Annotated in this window: 22 protein-coding genes and 1 tRNA gene; 6 read left to right on the forward strand and 17 right to left on the reverse strand. The window is 37.6% G+C overall.

The features are described 5' to 3' along the window. Positions 1-66 precede the first annotated feature (66 nt). Complete coding sequence (locus tag KSHG_RS10930; RefSeq protein ID WP_010306104.1) at positions 67-1,617, reverse strand: phytoene desaturase family protein; 1,551 nt, start codon at positions 1,615-1,617, stop codon at positions 67-69. A 159-nt stretch (positions 1,618-1,776) separates the two neighbouring features. On the opposite strand from KSHG_RS10930, the gene KSHG_RS10935 reads away from it, so the two are divergent. Beyond that, positions 1,777-2,658: a MerR family transcriptional regulator gene (locus KSHG_RS10935; RefSeq protein WP_010306108.1), complete on the forward strand. Its 882-nt coding sequence runs from the start codon at positions 1,777-1,779 to the stop codon at positions 2,656-2,658. Between the two features lie 156 nt (positions 2,659-2,814). Here the strand turns inward: KSHG_RS10935 and KSHG_RS10940 are convergent, their stop codons facing one another. Next, positions 2,815-3,150 carry a TM2 domain-containing protein gene (locus KSHG_RS10940; protein WP_235728373.1) on the reverse strand — a complete coding sequence of 112 codons (336 nt, stop codon included), beginning with the start codon at positions 3,148-3,150 and terminating at the stop codon, positions 2,815-2,817. 296 nt (positions 3,151-3,446) lie between these two features. Between KSHG_RS10940 and KSHG_RS10945 the strand changes: the two genes are divergently transcribed. Beyond that, positions 3,447-3,875 (forward strand): hypothetical protein, encoded by a 429-nt coding sequence (locus KSHG_RS10945; protein ID WP_010306113.1) that lies wholly within the window; start codon positions 3,447-3,449, stop codon positions 3,873-3,875. A gap of 55 nt (positions 3,876-3,930) precedes the next feature. Here the strand turns inward: KSHG_RS10945 and KSHG_RS17605 are convergent, their stop codons facing one another. Further along, positions 3,931-4,332 carry a DUF3159 domain-containing protein gene (locus KSHG_RS17605; RefSeq protein WP_010306117.1) on the reverse strand — a complete coding sequence of 134 codons (402 nt, stop codon included), beginning with the start codon at positions 4,330-4,332 and terminating at the stop codon, positions 3,931-3,933. Positions 4,333-4,403: 71 nt separating this feature from the next. Next, the gene (locus tag KSHG_RS18375) at positions 4,404-4,595 is read right to left on the reverse strand and encodes a DUF3159 domain-containing protein (protein ID WP_147630532.1); all 192 of its coding nucleotides are present in this window, start codon (positions 4,593-4,595) and stop codon (positions 4,404-4,406) included. Positions 4,596-4,731: 136 nt separating this feature from the next. Between KSHG_RS18375 and KSHG_RS10960 the strand changes: the two genes are divergently transcribed. Both KSHG_RS10960 and KSHG_RS10965 read left to right on the forward strand, forming a co-directional pair. Next, positions 4,732-5,136: a PaaI family thioesterase gene (locus KSHG_RS10960; RefSeq protein WP_010306126.1), complete on the forward strand. Its 405-nt coding sequence runs from the start codon at positions 4,732-4,734 to the stop codon at positions 5,134-5,136. A 248-nt stretch (positions 5,137-5,384) separates the two neighbouring features. Beyond that, entirely contained in the window at positions 5,385-6,248 is an 864-nt protein-coding gene (locus KSHG_RS10965) for a YitT family protein (protein WP_010306130.1), read from the forward strand. Positions 6,249-6,461: 213 nt separating this feature from the next. Here the strand turns inward: KSHG_RS10965 and KSHG_RS10975 are convergent, their stop codons facing one another. Further along, positions 6,462-7,862, reverse strand: a complete 1,401-nt coding sequence (locus tag KSHG_RS10975; RefSeq protein WP_010306132.1) for a GGDEF domain-containing protein — start codon at positions 7,860-7,862, stop codon at positions 6,462-6,464. Further along, the gene (locus KSHG_RS17610) at positions 7,843-9,201 is read right to left on the reverse strand and encodes a GGDEF domain-containing protein (RefSeq protein ID WP_147630533.1); all 1,359 of its coding nucleotides are present in this window, start codon (positions 9,199-9,201) and stop codon (positions 7,843-7,845) included. The genes KSHG_RS10975 and KSHG_RS17610 overlap by 20 nt, the downstream gene beginning before the upstream one ends. Positions 9,202-9,516: 315 nt before the next feature. Here KSHG_RS17610 and KSHG_RS18105 point away from each other — a divergent pair, with 315 nt between their 5' ends. After that, positions 9,517-9,753, forward strand: a complete 237-nt coding sequence (locus KSHG_RS18105) for a helix-turn-helix domain-containing protein (RefSeq protein ID WP_010306136.1) — start codon at positions 9,517-9,519, stop codon at positions 9,751-9,753. Here KSHG_RS18105 and KSHG_RS18380 read toward each other — a convergent pair. From KSHG_RS18380 to KSHG_RS11035, 11 genes are all read right to left on the reverse strand, one after another. Beyond that, positions 9,687-10,175 (reverse strand): hypothetical protein, encoded by a 489-nt coding sequence (locus KSHG_RS18380; RefSeq protein ID WP_010306138.1) that lies wholly within the window; start codon positions 10,173-10,175, stop codon positions 9,687-9,689. The genes KSHG_RS18105 and KSHG_RS18380 overlap by 67 nt on opposite strands. A 29-nt stretch (positions 10,176-10,204) precedes the next feature. Continuing rightward, a complete protein-coding gene (locus KSHG_RS10990; RefSeq protein ID WP_010306140.1) occupies positions 10,205-10,459 on the reverse strand; it encodes a hypothetical protein in 255 nt (84 codons plus the stop codon). Between the two features lie 134 nt (positions 10,460-10,593). Then, on the reverse strand, positions 10,594-11,271 hold the full coding sequence (locus KSHG_RS10995) for a DNA alkylation repair protein (RefSeq protein ID WP_010306142.1): 678 nt from the start codon (positions 11,269-11,271) through the stop codon (positions 10,594-10,596). Positions 11,272-11,278: 7 nt separating this feature from the next. Beyond that, complete coding sequence (locus KSHG_RS11000; protein ID WP_010306144.1) at positions 11,279-11,563, reverse strand: YjcQ family protein; 285 nt, start codon at positions 11,561-11,563, stop codon at positions 11,279-11,281. Between the two features lie 253 nt (positions 11,564-11,816). After that, positions 11,817-11,890: transfer RNA gene (locus tag KSHG_RS11005), tRNA-Arg, on the reverse strand. A gap of 136 nt (positions 11,891-12,026) precedes the next feature. Next, positions 12,027-14,435: a heavy metal translocating P-type ATPase gene (locus KSHG_RS11010; RefSeq protein WP_010306146.1), complete on the reverse strand. Its 2,409-nt coding sequence runs from the start codon at positions 14,433-14,435 to the stop codon at positions 12,027-12,029. Between the two features lie 78 nt (positions 14,436-14,513). Then, entirely contained in the window at positions 14,514-14,723 is a 210-nt protein-coding gene (gene copZ / locus KSHG_RS11015) for a copper chaperone CopZ (RefSeq protein ID WP_010306148.1), read from the reverse strand. 12 nt (positions 14,724-14,735) lie between these two features. Then, positions 14,736-15,035, reverse strand: coding sequence for a metal-sensitive transcriptional regulator (locus tag KSHG_RS11020; protein WP_010306150.1), 300 nt, complete (start codon positions 15,033-15,035; stop codon positions 14,736-14,738). A gap of 113 nt (positions 15,036-15,148) precedes the next feature. Continuing rightward, positions 15,149-15,955, reverse strand: coding sequence for an ABC transporter ATP-binding protein (locus KSHG_RS11025; protein WP_010306152.1), 807 nt, complete (start codon positions 15,953-15,955; stop codon positions 15,149-15,151). 14 nt (positions 15,956-15,969) lie between these two features. After that, positions 15,970-17,025: a FecCD family ABC transporter permease gene (locus tag KSHG_RS11030; RefSeq protein ID WP_010306154.1), complete on the reverse strand. Its 1,056-nt coding sequence runs from the start codon at positions 17,023-17,025 to the stop codon at positions 15,970-15,972. Further along, entirely contained in the window at positions 17,022-18,026 is a 1,005-nt protein-coding gene (locus KSHG_RS11035; protein WP_010306155.1) for a FecCD family ABC transporter permease, read from the reverse strand. Before KSHG_RS11035 ends, KSHG_RS11030 begins: the two co-directional genes overlap by 4 nt. A gap of 164 nt (positions 18,027-18,190) precedes the next feature. On the opposite strand from KSHG_RS11035, the gene KSHG_RS11040 reads away from it, so the two are divergent. Then, positions 18,191-19,174 (forward strand): ABC transporter substrate-binding protein, encoded by a 984-nt coding sequence (locus KSHG_RS11040; protein ID WP_010306156.1) that lies wholly within the window; start codon positions 18,191-18,193, stop codon positions 19,172-19,174. Positions 19,175-19,342 lie beyond the last annotated feature (168 nt).

A 19,342-nucleotide genomic window follows, 5' to 3' on the forward strand; every position in this document is an offset into this window, starting at 1 on the left:
CGTTTTTATGTATTAATGCGAAAAACGCTACCGTCTCATGTCGAAAAAAGATACGTTCACATCCATCTAAACAATAGGTGTAACTGGTGCATTTAAATCATACGCAACTTCCTTCGGCAATTCTTTAACTGCATACACTGCTTTTTTATCTTTTTCTAACAATAAATTTGCTGAAATACGTGCAGATTCTAAAATAATCGGCAAACCGCTACCTGGGTGTGTGCCTCCACCGACTAACCAGCAATTTTCATACGGTTTGAATTGATTGTTCGGGCGGAAGTTCATCATTTGAGACAATTGATGCCCTAAGTTAAATGTCGCACCCTCATAAACGTTAATTTTTTCTTCCCAATCAATTGGTGAGAAAATAAGTTCTTTTTCAATATGTTTTGATAAGTCTTCCAAGCCAAGTCGTTTTTCTAGCGTCTCAAGTAATAAGTCACGATATTGCTCTTTCATCGCTTCCCATTCAATACCGCTCGTATTGTTCGGAACGGGTGCTAATACGTACAAAGTGGATTTTCCTTCTGGAGCGAGCGTATCATCTGATACGACAGGATTTTGAATGTAGATCGACATATCTTTTGAAACCACTTTTGTGTCTGAAATTTCGCGCATGTTTTTCTCGTAATCATCCGCAAATAAAATCGTATGGTGTTGTAAATCATACGTCCGATCCACACCTAAATACAGCATAAATGTTGAACATGAATAGTTTTTCTTCTCTACTTTTTTCTTCGTCCATTTATTTTTTCCGTCATCCCCTAATAGTTTCGTCATCGCATATCCGAAGTCGGCATTAATGACTAATTCATCACAATGGTGGATTTCACCATTTTTCAAACGAATCCCCTCAATCGTATTTTTCACACGAATAACTTTTTGAACCGGTGCATTTAAATGAATTTTGACACCCATTTCTTCTAGCACTTTCGCCATCGCTTGCGTTAATTGGTTAAGCCCACCTTTTAAGTGATACACGCCGTAAGCTTGCTCGATATACGAAAGAATTGAGAAAGCACCTGGGCAAGACCATGGAGACATTCCTAAATATTTTGATTGGAATGTGAAAGCTAACTGCAGCTCTTCATCATTGAAATATTCTCCTAATTTATCCATTAATGACTTCCCTACTTCTAATTCAGGCAACGCACGTAACGCATCTTTTGAAAATAAATCTGTTAATTTTGCCATTCTTCTTTGAAGAAGCGGTGATAATGTTTTCAATTTTTGGTGCGTCTCTTCTAAATAACGACGATATCCGTCTTCATTCCCGGGGAATGTTTGTCTAATGTTTTCAACCATTTCTTGGTAGTCTGAAGTAACTGTGAAGCGTTTATCAGCATATACTAATTCATACAACGGTGTTAGTGGAATCGCTTCGACGTAATCGGATAAATTACGTCCAGTTAATTCGAAAATTTCTTTAATCAAATACATCATATTTAAAAATGTAGGTCCTCTATCAAACGTGTAATCGCCTAATTTAATAGCACTCGTACGACCACCTACATAATTTTCTTTTTCAAAAACTTCCACTTCATATCCTGCATTTGCTAATAGCATTGCGGATGTTAAACCACCAGGACCTGCTCCAATTACGATTACTTTTTTCATTGACGATTCCTCATTTCACATATTTTTACGTATCATTCCTTATTAAAATTATACCGATGAGTATATTTTTGTCAAACGTTAAAAAGAAAACTTTATACAAATTTGAAACGACATACGAGATGCTATATACTAAAAAACGAAAAGAAACGGGGGATACAGATGCCACTTCATACGAATAAACAATATTCAATTGCGGAAGTTTCAACGATTACAGGAATCGATAAACAAACGTTGCGTAAATGGGAAGAACGTTATTACCTTGTCCAACCTTTACGTTTAAATAACGGCTATCGCGTCTACTCTCAATCACAAGTAGATACATTACTCTTCGCACAATCCGAACTACAAAAAGGGCACACAATTAGCCAAGTCGCTAAAAAAATTCACACCGCACAACATTTACCTGTCACACAATCTTTTTACTACACGAAAATGCTTTTCTATGCCGATGAATGTGACGTTGAAAAAATGGATGAATTGTTGAGGATTGCACACCAAGTACTCGGTTTAGAACCGTTTATAGAAGAGCTGATTATTCCGCTTCTACGCGAAGTCGGCGACCGTTGGGAATCTAAGCGTTGGTCTGAGTTTCATGAAAAGTCCGTCTCTGCTGTCATTCAATATTATTTAATGGAAATTGAACATCAATTCCCGCTTTCTATGCATCCTGATATTTTATGTGCATGCTTGCCACACGAAGATCATGAATTACCTTTACGAATTTTGTCTTTACAGTTACGTATAAAAGGATTCTCTACGTACGTAATCGGGCGTTCTCCTGCCCCTGGTACGATTGAAGCATTAACGACTTTAAAAAGGCCAAAAATCGTTTTATTATCTGCTACAACAGCTATTCCTTTAAAACAACAGCAACAACTTATGGCAATTAATCTTTTTGCTGAAGAAAATGAAGATATTTCGTTCTGTTTAGGGGGAGCAGCCATTTTTTCAATGTCTGAACAACCTGTATATTCACATATCCATACATTAAAAGACTCAGAAAAAATATGGGACTTATGCCAAAAGCAACACGCCTTTTAGCTAAATGTACGTTACTCTATTACTCTTTCCCTTTATTTTGGAAATTTAAGCAAGAAAAGTTTTACTTTGCCTCATAAAAGCTTTCATAATCCGACGATTGAAAACAGAAAACGGCACGCATGATTTTAAATCATACGTGCCGTTTTCGTTATTCATTTAATGGATGCGACGTTCCGCTTCCTCTTTGTAATAATTATATTGTACAACATTTGCTTCTTCAACTAATTTTGCCAAACGGAAATAATCGATAATCCACCAAATTAAGCCGACTGCAAAAAAGCCCATTCCTACGTACGATGCTAATGTGAAAATCGCAATACACGTACAAGTTAAAATAACTAAGCCACTACCCATACGATTTAAATAAAATTTATGTGTCCCAAAAAGTCCGAATACCCAGCGCTTACGTGCCGTCGCTAGTGTGCGCACTCCTTCTTTTTCAATTTTTTGTTTTACATAGGCTTCTCGTTGTTGGTCAACAGCGCTCATCATGTAACCTCCTATATTTTACGAACGGAACGGAATAACGTTCCAATTATGTTGTACTTCTATTATAAAATAAATTTAGTAAAAAGGTTTATACAAACAGTGAATTTTTAAAGTGAATTATGGAGAAATCATGTATTACATCGTTTTTAGTCTTTTTATCATATCATAATTCTAAAATTTACAGTCTTTATGAACTATTGTTAACTAGTTCATTATATAGAGTTAAGCGATTCTTATTGCATATTTTGTCGAATAATGACATAATTTGTGTTGCACAATTTAAAAAGGAGTCGAAATGAATGCGTATCGTCATTTTTGAAAAAGATTATAGCGATATTAATACAGTACACAATACTATACAACGCATCGCTAAAGTAAAAGAATATCCAATTTATTTAGTACTCACAACACGTAAAGAACAATCTGTTTATGAATATATGACAAACTATGAAGCAAATGCTTATTTTATAATGGTAAGTGAGGCAGACCCTCACACGCTTGAACTAGCGAAAAAAGTGCGCGCAACACACCCTGCAGCACAAATATTCTTAATGACCGAGCAGCTTACGAATGAAATTGACCACTTATCGCGTCAATTACATTGTAAAGTCATCGAAAAAAATGCAATTACTTTTGCAAATAAAATCGAAATGCACTTTTTAAATGCGTATCGAGCATACATCCAAAAAGAACAAGTACGAACAATTCCTGTTCCAATTTCACAATAATCATAAAAAAGTGCCCCTTTTACATACATAAAGGAGGCACTTTTTTCATACGTCTTTAACTTAAAAATGTTTCTTTTTCTTCTTCGGATAAATGTTTGCCCGCTTCTTTCATAATAAGCATAATAATTAAAAACGTCACAAACATAAAGCCGATATTCATCCCTTGCTTCACAAGAATCCCTTTATCGTAAGCATTCACTCCGTACACCGTAATTAAATGTGCTTGGAATAAACCCGAAACAATTTCTTTCGCCACGATTGCTAATGTGAAAACGACGAACAATAAATGAACGCGCTTTTCATTAAAAATTGGTAATAGCTTAGCACGTCGTTCTGGATCGACAGCGAATAAATCGAGTGCCATGTAGAGCATTAATGGCTTGCGAATTACGATTGATAAAAAATAAACACCTGCCAAAACATATGTAAAATACACGTTGTTCCATAATAAATTCATAGCACTACCTGAGAATACGGTAATGAGCATCGTTATAATGAGATCGGCTAATATGAACGTACCGAATACATTTAATTTTTTTGCTTTTTAAATACGTATAAACCGTAAATAATCCCGATGCCTGCCGAAATAACCATTGCTAAATAGTCACTCAATCCAATTTTATCGCGAAAATGCCAAATAATAAGTGGAATCGCTACGTAAAAAAACAAATCGAGTAACGTAGAGTTCTTTTTCATCATAAATCCCTTTCTTTCTATCACATTGTTCCTACTATAGCATAATTCAAGAAATTTCGTACTTTGGAAGCAGTTTTTCGTGATTTTGTTCTTTTTCACGCTTAATCGACACATATCGTGTATGATGAGAACAACAACATATACTAAAGGAGTCTTACAATTGGTAACAGCTATGACAATTCAACAACATTTTGAAAATACAGAGCTATGGAATACGATTGGCTTTGAATTTTTAAAAGGGGAAGAAGGCTCTGCAGAAATCGCCTTAAATTTTAGCCCAAGTTTAACGAACGTTGCGGGTACGTTACACGGTGGCATAATGATGACGATGCTTGATAATGCGATGGGCATCGCCGCTTACACACTCGGTTTTGACCTCGTTATGACCATTCAAATGGAAACGCGTTTTGTGCGTCCCGTTACTGAAGGACGCTTAATTGCATCCGCACGAACAATTGATCGTACGAAATCAACTGCAATTATTGAAGGTCGTATTTATAATGAACAGCAGCAATTGATTGCGATGTGTACGTCTACATTCAAAGGCGTTCATCACACGGAATGATTTAATATCATATGAAACCATCACCTTCAAAATTTTTCTTTTTGAAGGTGTTTTTTTACATTTTTTGTGCAAGACACTTATTTTTTCTGCGTATTAATGAAAAATATCTATTTTACACATAGCATTTTCAAAGACAAAAATAAAACTTTGTGAAAAAAATAAGCGTTTTTCATAGTTTTAATTATACTTTTTCACAAATTATTCATAAAATATAAGTAATAACATTTATTTTACGTTGGGGGAGCTTTATGAAAAAGAAAAGAAAAAATTTTAAGCGCGTAATCGGACGTAGCTTCATGATTATTTTAGGTGCACTAATTGCTGCCTACGGTTTAGAAGCCATCTTAATTCCGAACGAAGTATCTGATGGCGGTGTCACAGGTATTAGTATCGTACTATCGCAATTATTCAACGTGCCACTTGGTGTGTTAATCGGTATTATTAATATTCCTTTCATTTGGTTAGGTTATAAACAAATTGGTAAAAGTTTTGCTTTGTATTCTATTTTAGGGATTGCTACGTTAGCCATTGGTACGGTAATACTGCATCATGTTGAAACGATTATTACAGGCGATACACTTCTTATTACCGTCGTTGGGGGGATTATTCTCGGTTTCGGTATGGGTATTGCACTTCGTAACGGGGGTGCTTTAGACGGAATTGATATGCTTGCCGTATTACTTTCAAGAAAATTACCTTTCGGTACGAGTGATTTAATTTTATTTTTGAACATGTTCGTCTTTATTCTCGTATCATTCGTCTTCGGTTTAGAAGGAGCGATTCTTTCAGGTCTTGCTTACTTCATCGCCTCGAAAGTCATTCACATTGTTGAAGAAGGCTTAAGTGGTTCGAAAACATTTAAAATCATTACGAAAGATCCAGATTTACTCGTTGAAACGATTCGTGATCGTTTAGGACGAAGTGCAACACTTTCGGACGTATACGGTGGTTACTCGAATGAAAAATTCAAAGAAGTTACGTGCGTCATCAACCGTTTAGAAGATACAAAAATCAAATCGATTATTTTTGAAATTGACCCGAAAGCGTTCGTTACTGTGTATGATACAGCCGAAGTTAAAGGCGGGAATTTCACGAAAAAAGATATTCACTAAACGTTACAAAAAAATTGGGACAACACCCTCGTCAAGAAGAAAAGACATGCATGATTTTATTCAAATCATGCATGTCTTTTTTCTGCTAGGTAGCTATTATTCTTCGTTTCGACCGACGCTTGTTGCGGACACAGCTTCATTTGAATTTTGTTGCCAGAGCACAAAAAATGAATAGCCCACTCATACTGTTCCCACAGAAGTACTAGCCTCTTTTTATAAGTTCGAAAATTCATCGATCGTCAATTGATGTCGTCCACTTTTTTTACTTTTATAAAGAGAGGCATCCGTTCTTGCAAAAAAATCGTCAAACGATTCATCCGCTTGGCGAATCGCTACACCCATAGACGTTGTAAACGTAATGGTCTCTTGTTGACTAAGTAAAAACATTTGGTTTATGGAACGATATAAAATATCGCTTAAATACGCAACTTTTGATGTTTCTCCAATCCAAAAAAGAACAAACTCATCACCGCCATAACGCATCACATATAAATATTCTGTCGCAAAAGCGTCCAGTGATTTCGACAGTAACAAGATTGCCTCATCTCCCGCTTGGTGTCCGAACTGATCATTTAAGGATTTCATATAGTCAATATCAATCATCGCACAAGCCGTGACCGTTTCTTTTGGGAACTCATCAAAGAACATACGATTGTATAGCTTCGTAAACGAATCAAAATACATCATTTCTTTCCACGTTACTACTTCTTGATACGAACGATACGTCTGTGTATTCATTTGATATTCATCCATTAAGCCCGCTTCAAAATCCGCAATTTGTAACCGATAAATAGCAAGTAAAAAAGGCGTACATCCATATATTTTAGCGTCTCTAATAATCTCTTCATAAGTTACCATTAAAATATCCAACATATTTTTCTCTTTTAATAAAAACACGCGTTCTTTTGAAAAATGTTCAAAATGTTCAAAATTTTTCGTTAGCAATGCTTCATAACTACGCATCGTCGCTTCAATATAACTACCGAACGTCGTTGATGATTGCCTCCCTACATACATATGATATGCGTTAACCCACTTTAATGCTTCTTCCTTTTTCCCGAGAACGAGAAAAAGGCGACAAACATTTGCAGGTAAAAAAGGGCATGCTGCTTGGTTTTCATGCCATATGTCGATGAGTGTCTCCAATTTTATTTCAGCCTCAATAAATGACAACACTTTTAACAAATCCCAACCAAACTCATCGTGATAAAAAAGACGTACGTACAACCAATTCGATATGTGTTTCAATTTCATCGTTAACTCAATATCTGATTGTTGAATCGTCTTTAAATATAAAATACTTTCTTTTCGCTTCATTTCAGGACTGCCATAATAAAAGCTAATCGAAGTACGAATGCTTTGTAAACGAAGCTTATCCTGGTTCGATTTTGTATGTCTGGTAAGTTCATTCAAAATTGCGACGTAATCAAGACTTAAATACATTTGCCCGATATCTAGACTATTGACGACAAGTTGCATTAAAAGTTCAAACTGTTGATCTTCTGTCATAATCATTCGATTTTCTAAATAAAAATTTCGCTGTTCTAACCATAAATCATAAGAAGGTCTTTCCAACATCCGCATTTCAAAATCGTTAATTTGTTGTTGAATCATATGACAATCCCTCCACTATCGATTGATCCATATTGAATTTTGCTTCATATTGTGCACTATCTGCACGTGCTACAAGCTGGATTACGGACTCCCCTTTCTGTCTATAACAGAAGCCTACTGACAGATGGATGAGTAGTTGCGAGCCAAAAGAAGTTAAGAAAAGCGGATTAAGGGCTTCATACAATTCAAGTGTCAGCTGTTTCGCAATAATTGGACTTTCTTGAATTAAAATAACAAATTCATCCCCACCATAACGAATTCCAATCATTTGATTCGTTAAAAGCGATTGGATAATCTGTCCGATTTGTCGGAGAACGTCATCTCCTACCCGATGACCGTACGTATCATTGATACTCTTAAAATTATCAATATCAATGAAAACAGCTGTTAACTCGTCCGGTGCATTAAAATGTTCAAAAAATCTGCGATTGTATAGCTTCGTCAAATTATCTGTGAGCGCGGCCTTTTTCATATCAACTGTCGCATCAATGGACTCTTTTGATACACCTTGCGATTTATAATAAAGAACTAATTTTTGAGCGAATATAATCGCTTCTTCTAACATCTGTCGCTCTTCACATACATTCATTAATTCTCTATACATTTGTTGAATTTCTTGATGATGCTCCTTCGACGCATAATACGTTTCTAAACGATCCGTACTTTCAAGCAACTGATCTATATCTTCTTGAAATAATGCGACGTACATTAACATTTCCGAATAAATATAAGAAAATGTTTGTAAAATAGGATGATTTTTATGTATTTCAATAAACGATACTAAATTTAAAATTGGCTCCAACTGATTGCAATAAAAATAAACTTTCACGGCATGTGGGAAAATGGAACGAATCGACACCGGAGAGTGCTGTAATATTTCTTCAAAAGCTGGAATGTTTTTTTCAAAAATAGCTCGCGCTTCTTCGAAACGCTTTTCTTCTATGAGAAAGAACAAATAATTCCCCGTCGCATCACACAAATGCTTCATTTTCCCCGTCTTTTTTGCATAGTGAAATACGCGTTCAAACGCCTCTTCAAATGTCCTGTTATTCCCTAACTTAAAAGCGACAATTCCTCTTTTCATCTCTGTATAATACAATGCTTCAGCGGAATTTATTTTTTCAGCTAACGACTGAAGAACTACTAAATGTTCAAAAGCTCGTTCCACTTCGTTCAAGTTCACTTGACAATTCGTTACATAATTTAATAAGTCAAAATGTTGTTCTATCGTCAATTGATTTTCATATACTAACAAATCTTGAAACTCTCGTAAGCTGTCTTCAAACTTTCCACTCTGAAATAATTCAACAGCTAGTTGAAATCGAGCTTCATAGTTCATAATTCCCACCTCAAACACCTCTTTTAACTATATTTTTGCCTCATATCGTACAATTCAAACATAAATGACGTATAATTCGCAAAATTCTTATTATTATGATGTCTTTTATTTAATGCTTTATTATGCATTTTTATCAATTTTGGTCCAAAAAAAACACCAATTTCCCCGAATTGAAAAATTGGTGATGATGTTTGGTATGAAACGAAACATTTTATAGAATATCATAATTATACGAGAATTTTAAGAAAATCGCAATGACAAAAGCTTGAAGAGATGTGTCATAATAGAGAGAAGAACTGGAAAGGTGGCACAATCATGGCAATTTATATACGATTAAATTATTTACTTGCAGCAAAAAATATGACATCCAAGCAACTTGCCGAAAAATTACAAATGACCGAGGCAAATGTATCGCGATTGAAAACAAATCAAACGCAAACAATCCGTTTTTCAACAATCGATGCGTTGTGCGATATTTTTGACTGTCAGCCTGGCGATCTATTTGAATACGTTCCAGACGAAGCACTTGATTCAACCCGAAGTAAATGTTGAAAATCTTCAAATACGTGCAACAAATGATCGAATTCTTTTACTACGTCCACATGCTCTTGTAAATGAAATAAGTCCGCAAAAATAGCTAACAACATTCGCTCATATGTAAACCGCGGATTTTCAAAAATATTGACATAATGTGGGTCGCTTACTTCTCGGACGACAAAATGATGTTGTTGGTCAAAATAACTATTCACTTTTACATTTTGATGTTGCACGAAAATAAATACATATTGTTGTTCGGTTTTAGTTAACGAATAAAAATATCGCTTACACGTAGAAGGCAATGCCTTTAATGCATGGCACGATAACGGGCTCTTCCCATTCATTTGTCTTAGCTCTTCTGCTAATACTGCGTCAAAGCTATTGTAAGACGCTTTCGTAATATCTATTTTTTTCAATAAATTCGCATCTACGTCCATAACTCTCTTGCCTCCACAAATCGATTATATTACGAATGCTTCCACTCTATTTCGGATGAACATGCCGTGATAATCGTATAAAGGGAAAGTCCCATAATTTTTGTATTGTTAATGAACAACGCAAACACATCTTCTTCTCCCGAACGTGCCACTTTATTTGAGCCTAAACATTCCATAAGCTGGAATCGATTTTGGACTTTTTGAATTTCATACGTCGCTAACTGAAAAGTAAAACGAACATTTTTCTCTTCTTCTAATTGTCGTTCAATTTGTTTTAAATCCATTTGAATTCCTCCTTAAGAAAACTTGATACGTCTATTATACGCCATATCATTTGTTTTTTCTGAATATTTCAATTAAAAAAAGAATCTCTACTAACTTATACTCAAATAAGTAATAGAAATTCTTTTCGTTACATTTATGCTCTTTTTAATTTTTTCAATTGTCGTTTCATTTCAGCGTCAATTTGTAAAGAATCCATACATTTCGAAATAGCTTTATTATGCGTCCAATCGTCGAGGTGATTCTCTTTCAAAAATCCCCACATAGCATGTGGCATTTTAATGAAAAATTTAGATACTGCCCATGCGACGCCCATTTTCACATAATAATCTTCATTCGTTAATGTTTGTAGCATATTCAAACTTTCTTCCATGTACGTTTCATTTACGAAGTGACATAACAACATTACAGCAGCGAACCGTTGTGCGTACGGTGCTTGTTGCTTACTATACGTTTGGACGATTTCCCAATAAAATGATTGTTCTTTTTTCGCTTCTTTTAGCGCACTGCAAAAGCCATCACAAACAGACCAGTTCGTTATTTTTGGAATAAAGCGATCGATATATACTTTTCGCTGTTCTTTCGGCACTTTTACCATGCCGATTACGAAGCCTTCAATCATCGTTTGCTCCATATAGTCATTTTCAACATGCTCTAAAAAGAACAACGGGTCCTCTTTCATAATTTCCTTCGCTAACTTGCGTTGGTCTGGTATACGAACACCTATAATACGCGCTTCAGTTGGAATCAATTTTTTTGAAAATTGTTGATATGATTCATCTCGTAGCGCAAATAATCTTTCTTTTAAATCCACCTTATCCTCACAATTCTATCCATGCTTTCCGATCTAAACTATTACGATACGGCATAATCCATTCAAAATGATCTGCCAAATATTTCATACCGGAATATTGAATTTCTACTTTTTTAAAATCGAGCGTTTCATCAGGTCCGAGATGAACGTTGCTTAACATCCCTTCCTTTTGTAAATTCATAACGTAATGTCTGAACTTCAATGGGTCAATCCCATAATCTGCCGCACTTATTTTACCATTTTTACGTTCAATTTCTTTCAGAATGCTGTACGTTAATCGTGCTTCATTCATCATCATCACCCCTAATTCATTTGATTATGCGAAATATTCCCGAACAGGAATGAAATTAAACACAAACAAAGTGCTGAGAGAAAAAATATTTTGTAAGATGTGAACAGCATAAGTGTCCCTACACTCGTACAAAACACACAAAAAAACACTTCCCAACTTTCCTATCTTCAGATACAGTAGACCTGTATTTTAGAAAAAGTTAAGAAATGCTTATTAACCATTGATATGACGCTATCAATAAAGTTTTCAGTAATGTCCCGAACAGGAATTGAACCTGCGACCTACTCCTTAGGAGGGAGTCGCTCTATCCGACTGAGCTATCGAGACGAAATCGAAACTGCCTTTTGATTTTATACCTGTTCCTGCAAATTGTAAAGGCTATTATTATAGTGGAAAAATTTTTAAACTGTCGATATAAAAAAGAAGCTTCCTTAAAAGAGTAAGGAAAGCTTCTACAGTCAAATTATTTATGAATATTAACACGTTGTAAGCGCAGAGCATTTAATACGACTGACACGGAACTAAGTGCCATCGCTGCTCCTGCTACCCAAGGAGCAAGTAATCCAACAGCAGCAATCGGAATGCCAAGCGTATTGTATCCGAATGCCCAAAATAAATTTTGTTGGATGTTACGAATCGTTTTCTTACTCATTAAAATGGCATCTGCAATACTCATCAAGTCGCCACGTACGAGTGTAATGTCCGCCGCTTCCATCGCAATATCTGTCCCTGTTCCGACAGCCATACCAATCGTAGCAGTCGCTAAAGCTGGTGCATCATTAATACCATCTCCGACCATCGCAACGACTTTTCCTTGCTTCTCAAGCGCTGCGACATGTGCCGCTTTTTGTTCAGGTAAAACACTTGCAATGACGTGGTCGATGCCGACTTCTTTCCCAATTGCTCGTGCCGTCGCCTCATTGTCACCTGTAAGCATAATTACTTCAATACCTAGTTCGTGTAATTGCGCCACTGCTCGTTTCGACGTTTTCTTCACCGTATCTGCTACAGCAAGCAGCCCAACGAATTGTCCATTCATACCGACGAGCATAACCGTTTGCCCTTCGTTTTCAAGTTGCACCATACGATCCGCTATTTCTTCCATAGGAATCGCATATTTCGCCATTAACTTTTTCGTTCCGACAACGATGAAATCGCCCTCTATTTCCGCCTCAATCCCGTAACCTGGTATCGCCTTAAATTGAGTCGGTGTCAGTAATGAAATGTCTTTTTCTTTACTATAGGCAACGATAGATTTTGCTAATGGATGTTCAGACGCTTGTTCACTGCTCGCTACGAGTTGTAAAAAGCGCATTTCATCGAGCGTTGTTTCTATATGCGTTACGACAGGTGTCCCGTTCGTAACCGTTCCTGTTTTATCGACAACGACGGTTGTTACTTTAGCAGCTTGTTCTAAATACTCGCCACCTTTAAATAACACACCGAGTTCAGCTGCTCGTCCTGTTCCTGCCATAATAGATGTTGGTGTTGCTAATCCGAGTGCACATGGACACGCAATGACGAGAACAGCAATCGTCGCTTGCAACGCTTTTGCTACGTTTCCAGCGTCTACGAAGAAAATCCAGATGATAAATGTAACGAGCGCAATTCCGATGACAATCGGAACGAAAATACTCGAAATTTTATCTGCAAGTCGTTGGATTGGCGCTTTAGAACCTTGTGCATTTTCTACAACTTGAATAATTTGTGCAAGAGCGGTTTCTTTCCCAATTTTCGTTGCGCGCATTTGGAATGCGCCGTGTTGATTCACTGTCGCTCCGAATACAGCATCATCGATTGTTTTTTCAACCGGCATGCTCTCACCCGTCAACATCGATTCATCAATCGTCGTTTGTCCGGTTAATAACACACCATCTACCGGAATTTTTTCTCCAGGTTTCACGAGCAATACATCTTGCAGCATCACTTGTTCGATTGGTACTTCTACTTCTTGTCCATTTCGAATAACACGCGCTGTTTTCGCTTGCAAATGCATTAATTTTTCAATCGCATCCGAAGAATGACCTTTTGCTTTTGCTTCAAAATATTTCCCTAATAAAATGAGCGTAATAAGTACCGCACTCGTTTCAAAATAAACGTCTGGCATATGATGGGCGGCACGGTCCATTGTCAACACTTCATACAAACTGTAAAAATAAGCGGCAGACGTTCCTAATACGACGAGGACGTCCATATTCGCGGCACCACTTCGAAGTGACTTGTAGGCACCTTTATAAAACTGCGCCCCGATTATAAATTGAACGATTGACGCAAGAACAAGTTGGAACCAAACGTTCATAAACAGTTCCGGTACGTACATCCACTGCGTAAATGAAAAATGCCCAACCATCGTCCAAAGTAATGGCAGAGATAATACGGCAGAGACGATTAATTTTACTTTTTTTCGGCGTAAAGCTTGCTTTCGAAAATCGGTCGGTGCTTCTTGTTTATATACCTCTGCCCCGTACCCGATTTTTTCAATGCGTTGTACGATATCAGCAAGCGATACTTCTGTCGGGTTGAATGAAACGGTTGCACGCTCTGTCGCTAAATTGACGGTTGCTGTATCAATACCATCCATTTTATTTAACACTTTCTCGATTCGAGCCGAACAAGCTGCACAAGTCATCCCGGTTACAGCAAATTGTTGTTGCTCTTTTACGACGCCATATCCGACACGTTCAATTTTTTCTACGATGTCTTTTGCCGACGTTGCCTCTTCATCAAAATGAACCGTTGCACGTTCTGTCGCTAAATTGACGGTTGCTGTATCTACACCGTCCATTTTATTTAGCACTTTTTCAATACGTGCCGAACAAGCCGCGCATGTCATCCCTGTCACTTGTAGCGTAATATTTTTTTCTTTCGTCATTTCCTTCACCTTCTTATACACCATAGGGGTATATTATTTTAAAAAAAGAAGAGGCGTTTATGCCCCTTTTCCTTACGATTATGAAAGAACGTCATATCCTTGATCGTCAATTGTTTCTTTAATAGCGTCCACATTCGTCGCTGATCCGTCGAATGCAACCGTTACTTCACCTGCTTCTAAATTAACAGCTACTTGAGAAACGCCTGCTAATTCACCAACGCTTCCTTCTACCGCTTTCACACAATGACCACAAGACATACCTTGTACTTTTAATGTAACATTTTCCATTTCCTATTCCTCCTATTTTCTCATTAATTTTTGCATCGTAACGAGTAATTCATCTAACACTTCATCGTCACCTTCTGCTAATCGATCTGCTACACAGCCTTTTAAATGCCCTTCAAGCAATATTTTAGCAACGCTGTTTAGTGCGGATTGAGCCGCTGAAAGTTGTGTAATCACTTCGTCGCAATACGTATCTTCCTCAATCATCCGTTTGATGCCACGTATTTGTCCTTCTACGCGATTCAACCGAACGTTCAAGTTTTTCTTTACCGATTCTGGATGATGACTTTTACGACAAGTATGCATTTCCTCCATACGCCTCACCCTCCTTTATGAACACATCTTAACATACCTATAAGGGGTATGCAAACAAACTGCTCATATCGAAAAGCCCACACTAAACATACTATTTGTGTGGGCTTTTGTATTTATTTCGCAGGCTCGAGTGTACGCCCTTTGCCGAACGGTAAACACATCGGCGTACCGAAAATAGGATCGTTCATCATCTGACATTGTAAATCAAACACATTTTCAACGAGTTCCGCTGTCATAATATGCTCAGGTTGCCCTTGTTCAAAAATCGTACGGTCTTTCACCGTAATAATATGATCTGCATAACGACACGCTAAATTAATATCGTGTAGCACCATAATAATCGTGCGCTGCTGTGTCCGGTTCAATTCAAATAATAAATCGAGGACGTCAATTTGATGCGTTAAATCTAAATACGTTGTCGGTTCGTCTAATAAAATAATATCGGTATTTTGTGCGAGTGTCATAGCTATCCAAGCCCGTTGACGCTGCCCACCAGAAAGTTCATCGACGATTTTATTTTGTAACTCGTACATGGCTGTTGATTTCAACGCATTCATAACGATTTCTTCATCTTGTTCTGTCCACTGCTTGCGCCACGTCTGATGTGGATAACGTCCTTGTTTGACGAGTTGTAAAACCGTTAACCCTTCTGGTGCGACAGGTGATTGAGGTAAAATCGACAATTTTTTAGCAACATCTTTCGTTGATAAATGAAAAACGTCTTCCCCGTCTAATAATACAGCACCATTTTTCGGCTTTAATAAACGCGCAATCGAACGTAGTAACGTTGATTTCCCACACCCATTTGCGCCAATTAATACGGTGATTTTATTCATTGGCATCGTTACGTTCAACGCATCAATAATCGTCGTTGCCCCGTAACTAAGCGTTAAGTTTTCTGTTTTTAAGGAATGTGCCATCATGCACGCCCTCCTTATTTTCTTGGATTTTTAAATAATAAATAAATAAAGTAAGGTGCCCCAATCGCAGCTGTAAATACACCTGCAGGCACTTCGATTGGATTAAATGCTGTTCGACCAATAATATCGGCAACGACGACTAAAAAACAGCCGATTGCGGCACTCATTGGAATGAGTAAGCCGAACGCTGACCCGACTAAGCGACGTGCAATATGTGGGGCCATCAGTCCAACGAAACCAATCGCTCCTGTAAAGGAAATGGCACTTCCGACTAGACACGCACTCAATACGATTAAACCGAAACGCATTTTTTGTACAGATTGCCCTAGACTCATCGCCGTATCGTCCCCAAAATCTTGTACGTTCAAATGACGTACAATCAAAAATGTCACAACGAGTAACACCGCAATAACCGGAACCATAATAACGACTTCATTCCAATCGGTACTTGATACGCTCCCAATGAGCCATTTTTGTACTTCGCTCGCTACATAAACGGGTCCGATAATCATGAGCATTGTCGTAATGGCTTGTAAAAATGTCGCAATTCCGAGTCCTATTAAAACGAGTCTCGTTGATGTCACGCCGTCTTTCCAAGCTAACACGTAGACGAGTAATCCGACGAGCATCGCGCCGATAAAACCAGCAAGTGGCATCCAGTTAATGCTCACTAATAACACGTGATCATTATTACTAAATAACGCTAAAAATCCAACAACTGCGGCACTCCCCCCTGCAGAAATCCCGATAATATCAGGAGAAGCAAGAGGATTTTTAATCATCCCTTGTAAAATTGCACCCGCAACAGCTAAAGCCATACCGGCAAAAGCAGCGAGTAAAATACGCGGCAATCTAAAATCTACAACGAGTAGTTGATTGTAAGCATCCCCTTGTCCAAGTAGTGCTTGAATAACGTGCCAAGGATTAATAAAAGATTCTCCAAAAGAAGCACTTATTAAAACGGCCAGTATTGCCATACAGCCGACAAAAATCGTTCTTCTACTTGCTCGCGTATCTAATAAAAAAGAAACACGTTGTTTTCCTAAACGAATCGTTTTTAATGACTTCATACTTTCTTACCTCCTTTACGTGCAAGATAAATAAAGAAGGGTGTTCCAATAATCGCCGTCATCACACCGACAGGCACTTCACGTGGCATAATCACATACCGCGCTCCGACGTCTGCCAATAACAATAAAACAGCGCCGAGTAATGCTGCCGCTGGAATTAACCATCGATGATCTTGTCCAATTAATTTTCTTGCGATATGTGGAATGACGATGCCAACGAAGCCAATTGGTCCAGCGATTGCAACACTTCCGCCTGCGAGTAACACCGCAATAATCCCAACGACTAATTTAATGAATCCGATACGTAAGCCTAGCCCTCTCGCCACGTCATCACCTAGCGCTAATACGTTCATTTTCCCTGAAATGAGGATCGCACCGACCCAGCCAATGACTAAATAAGGAAGTACCGATAGTAAAATTTCTAACTTACGCCCTTGCACAGAACCTGCTAACCAAAATAAAATTTGGTCCATTTCCGCTTCATTAATCGCCAGTAATCCTTGCGTATACGATGTGAACATCGCACTAATTGCCGCACCTGCTAGCGTAATTTTCAACGGTGTCGACGCATCACGCCCAACCGAGCTAATCCCATACACTGCTGCCGTTGCAATCGCTGCTCCTGTAAAAGCAATCCATGCAAAAGACTGTAAACTTTCAACGTGAAAAAATACGAGCGAACAGACGACCGCAAAACCCGCACCTGCATTAATCCCTAAAATACCAGGAGAAGCGAGCGGGTTTTTTGTTAATGTTTGCAACAAGACACCGGTAATGGCGAGTGAAGCTCCGACACTTGCCGCAATGAGTGCACGCGGTATACGAACATCTTGAATAATAATATGTTCATTTGACTGATCAAAATTCGTAAAAGATTGAATCGTCGTTTGTAATGACGTATAGGCATAGCCATATAAAAGACTCATACACATCGCGATTACGACCGCAAAGACCATCGCAATGAGTCCGATGATTTTTGCTGATTTGCTTTTTAAAACCATTATGTAAAGTTCCTTCCCTATAGAAAAATAATTAAAATATTACGATAAATGTCCATGGACTTTTCTCCTTCGACACTTTATGCTTAAAAAGCTTTATTGAGCAATTGAAAATGATTATCAATTTCAATTGTTTTGATTCTAACACAATTTTTGGAGGGAAAAAAGTGAAAAATTTTTCTAAAGTATTTATGTTATTGTTTACAGCTTTAACAGTTATTGTATTAGCTGCATGTGGAAACAACGATAAGGAAAAAGATGCATCAACTGCAGCAAAAGACGACAGTACATATAAAGTAGAGCATGCAATGGGCACTACTGAAATAAAAGGTGAACCAAAACGTGTTGTCGTTTTAACAAATGAAGGAACAGAAGCCGTACTAGCTTTAGGTGTCAAACCAGTAGGTGCTGTGCAATCATTTTTAGGTGATCCTTGGTATGAACATATCCAAGACAAAATGGACGGTGTCGAAGTCGTAGGATTAGAAACTGAATTAAATATCGAAAAAATCGCTTCTTTAAAACCCGATTTAATTATCGGAAATAAATTACGCCAAGAAAAAGACTACGCAAAATTAAGTAAAATCGCACCAACTGTTTTTTCTGAAACATTACGTGGTGACTGGCAAGAAAACTTCAAACTGTATGCAAAAGCATTAAATAAAGAAGATGAAGGTACAAAAATACTGGATGATTACACAGCTCACGTAGACAAAGTAAAAACAGCTTTAGGTGACAAAACGGATCAAGAAGTATCTGTCGTGCGCTTCATGGCAGATTTAACACGTATTTACTATACAGACTCATTCTCAGGTGTTATTTTAAACCAATTAGGATTTAAACGTGCCCCTGCACAAGCTGATATGTTCAAAGACGATGCAAAATTAGGCAACTTAGCTATTGAAGTAGGTAAAGAATCCATTCCAGATATGGATGCCGACGTATTATTCTACTTCACGTATGCACCAGCTGGTGATGAAACGGCAACAAAAACAGAACAAGAGTGGACAAGCGACAAACTTTGGAAAAACTTAAACGTTGTAAAATCAGGCAATGCACACAAAGTGGACGATGCGATTTGGAATACAGCTGGCGGGATTTTAGCAGCAAACCTTATGTTAGATCAATTGCAAGAAATCATGACAAAATAAACGTTACGTAACATTTAAATGAATCAATCTTAATAGCAAAAAAAGGCTGGGACAATATCCTAATCAATAAGAAAAGACATGCATGATTTTATTCCAATCATGCATGTCTTTTTGTCTGTTGTTCTTCGTTTCGCCCGACGCTTTTTGCGGGCACAGCTTCCACTTCGA

Source organism: Kurthia senegalensis (assembly GCF_000285595.1).
Lineage (GTDB): Bacteria > Bacillota > Bacilli > Bacillales_A > Planococcaceae > Kurthia > Kurthia senegalensis.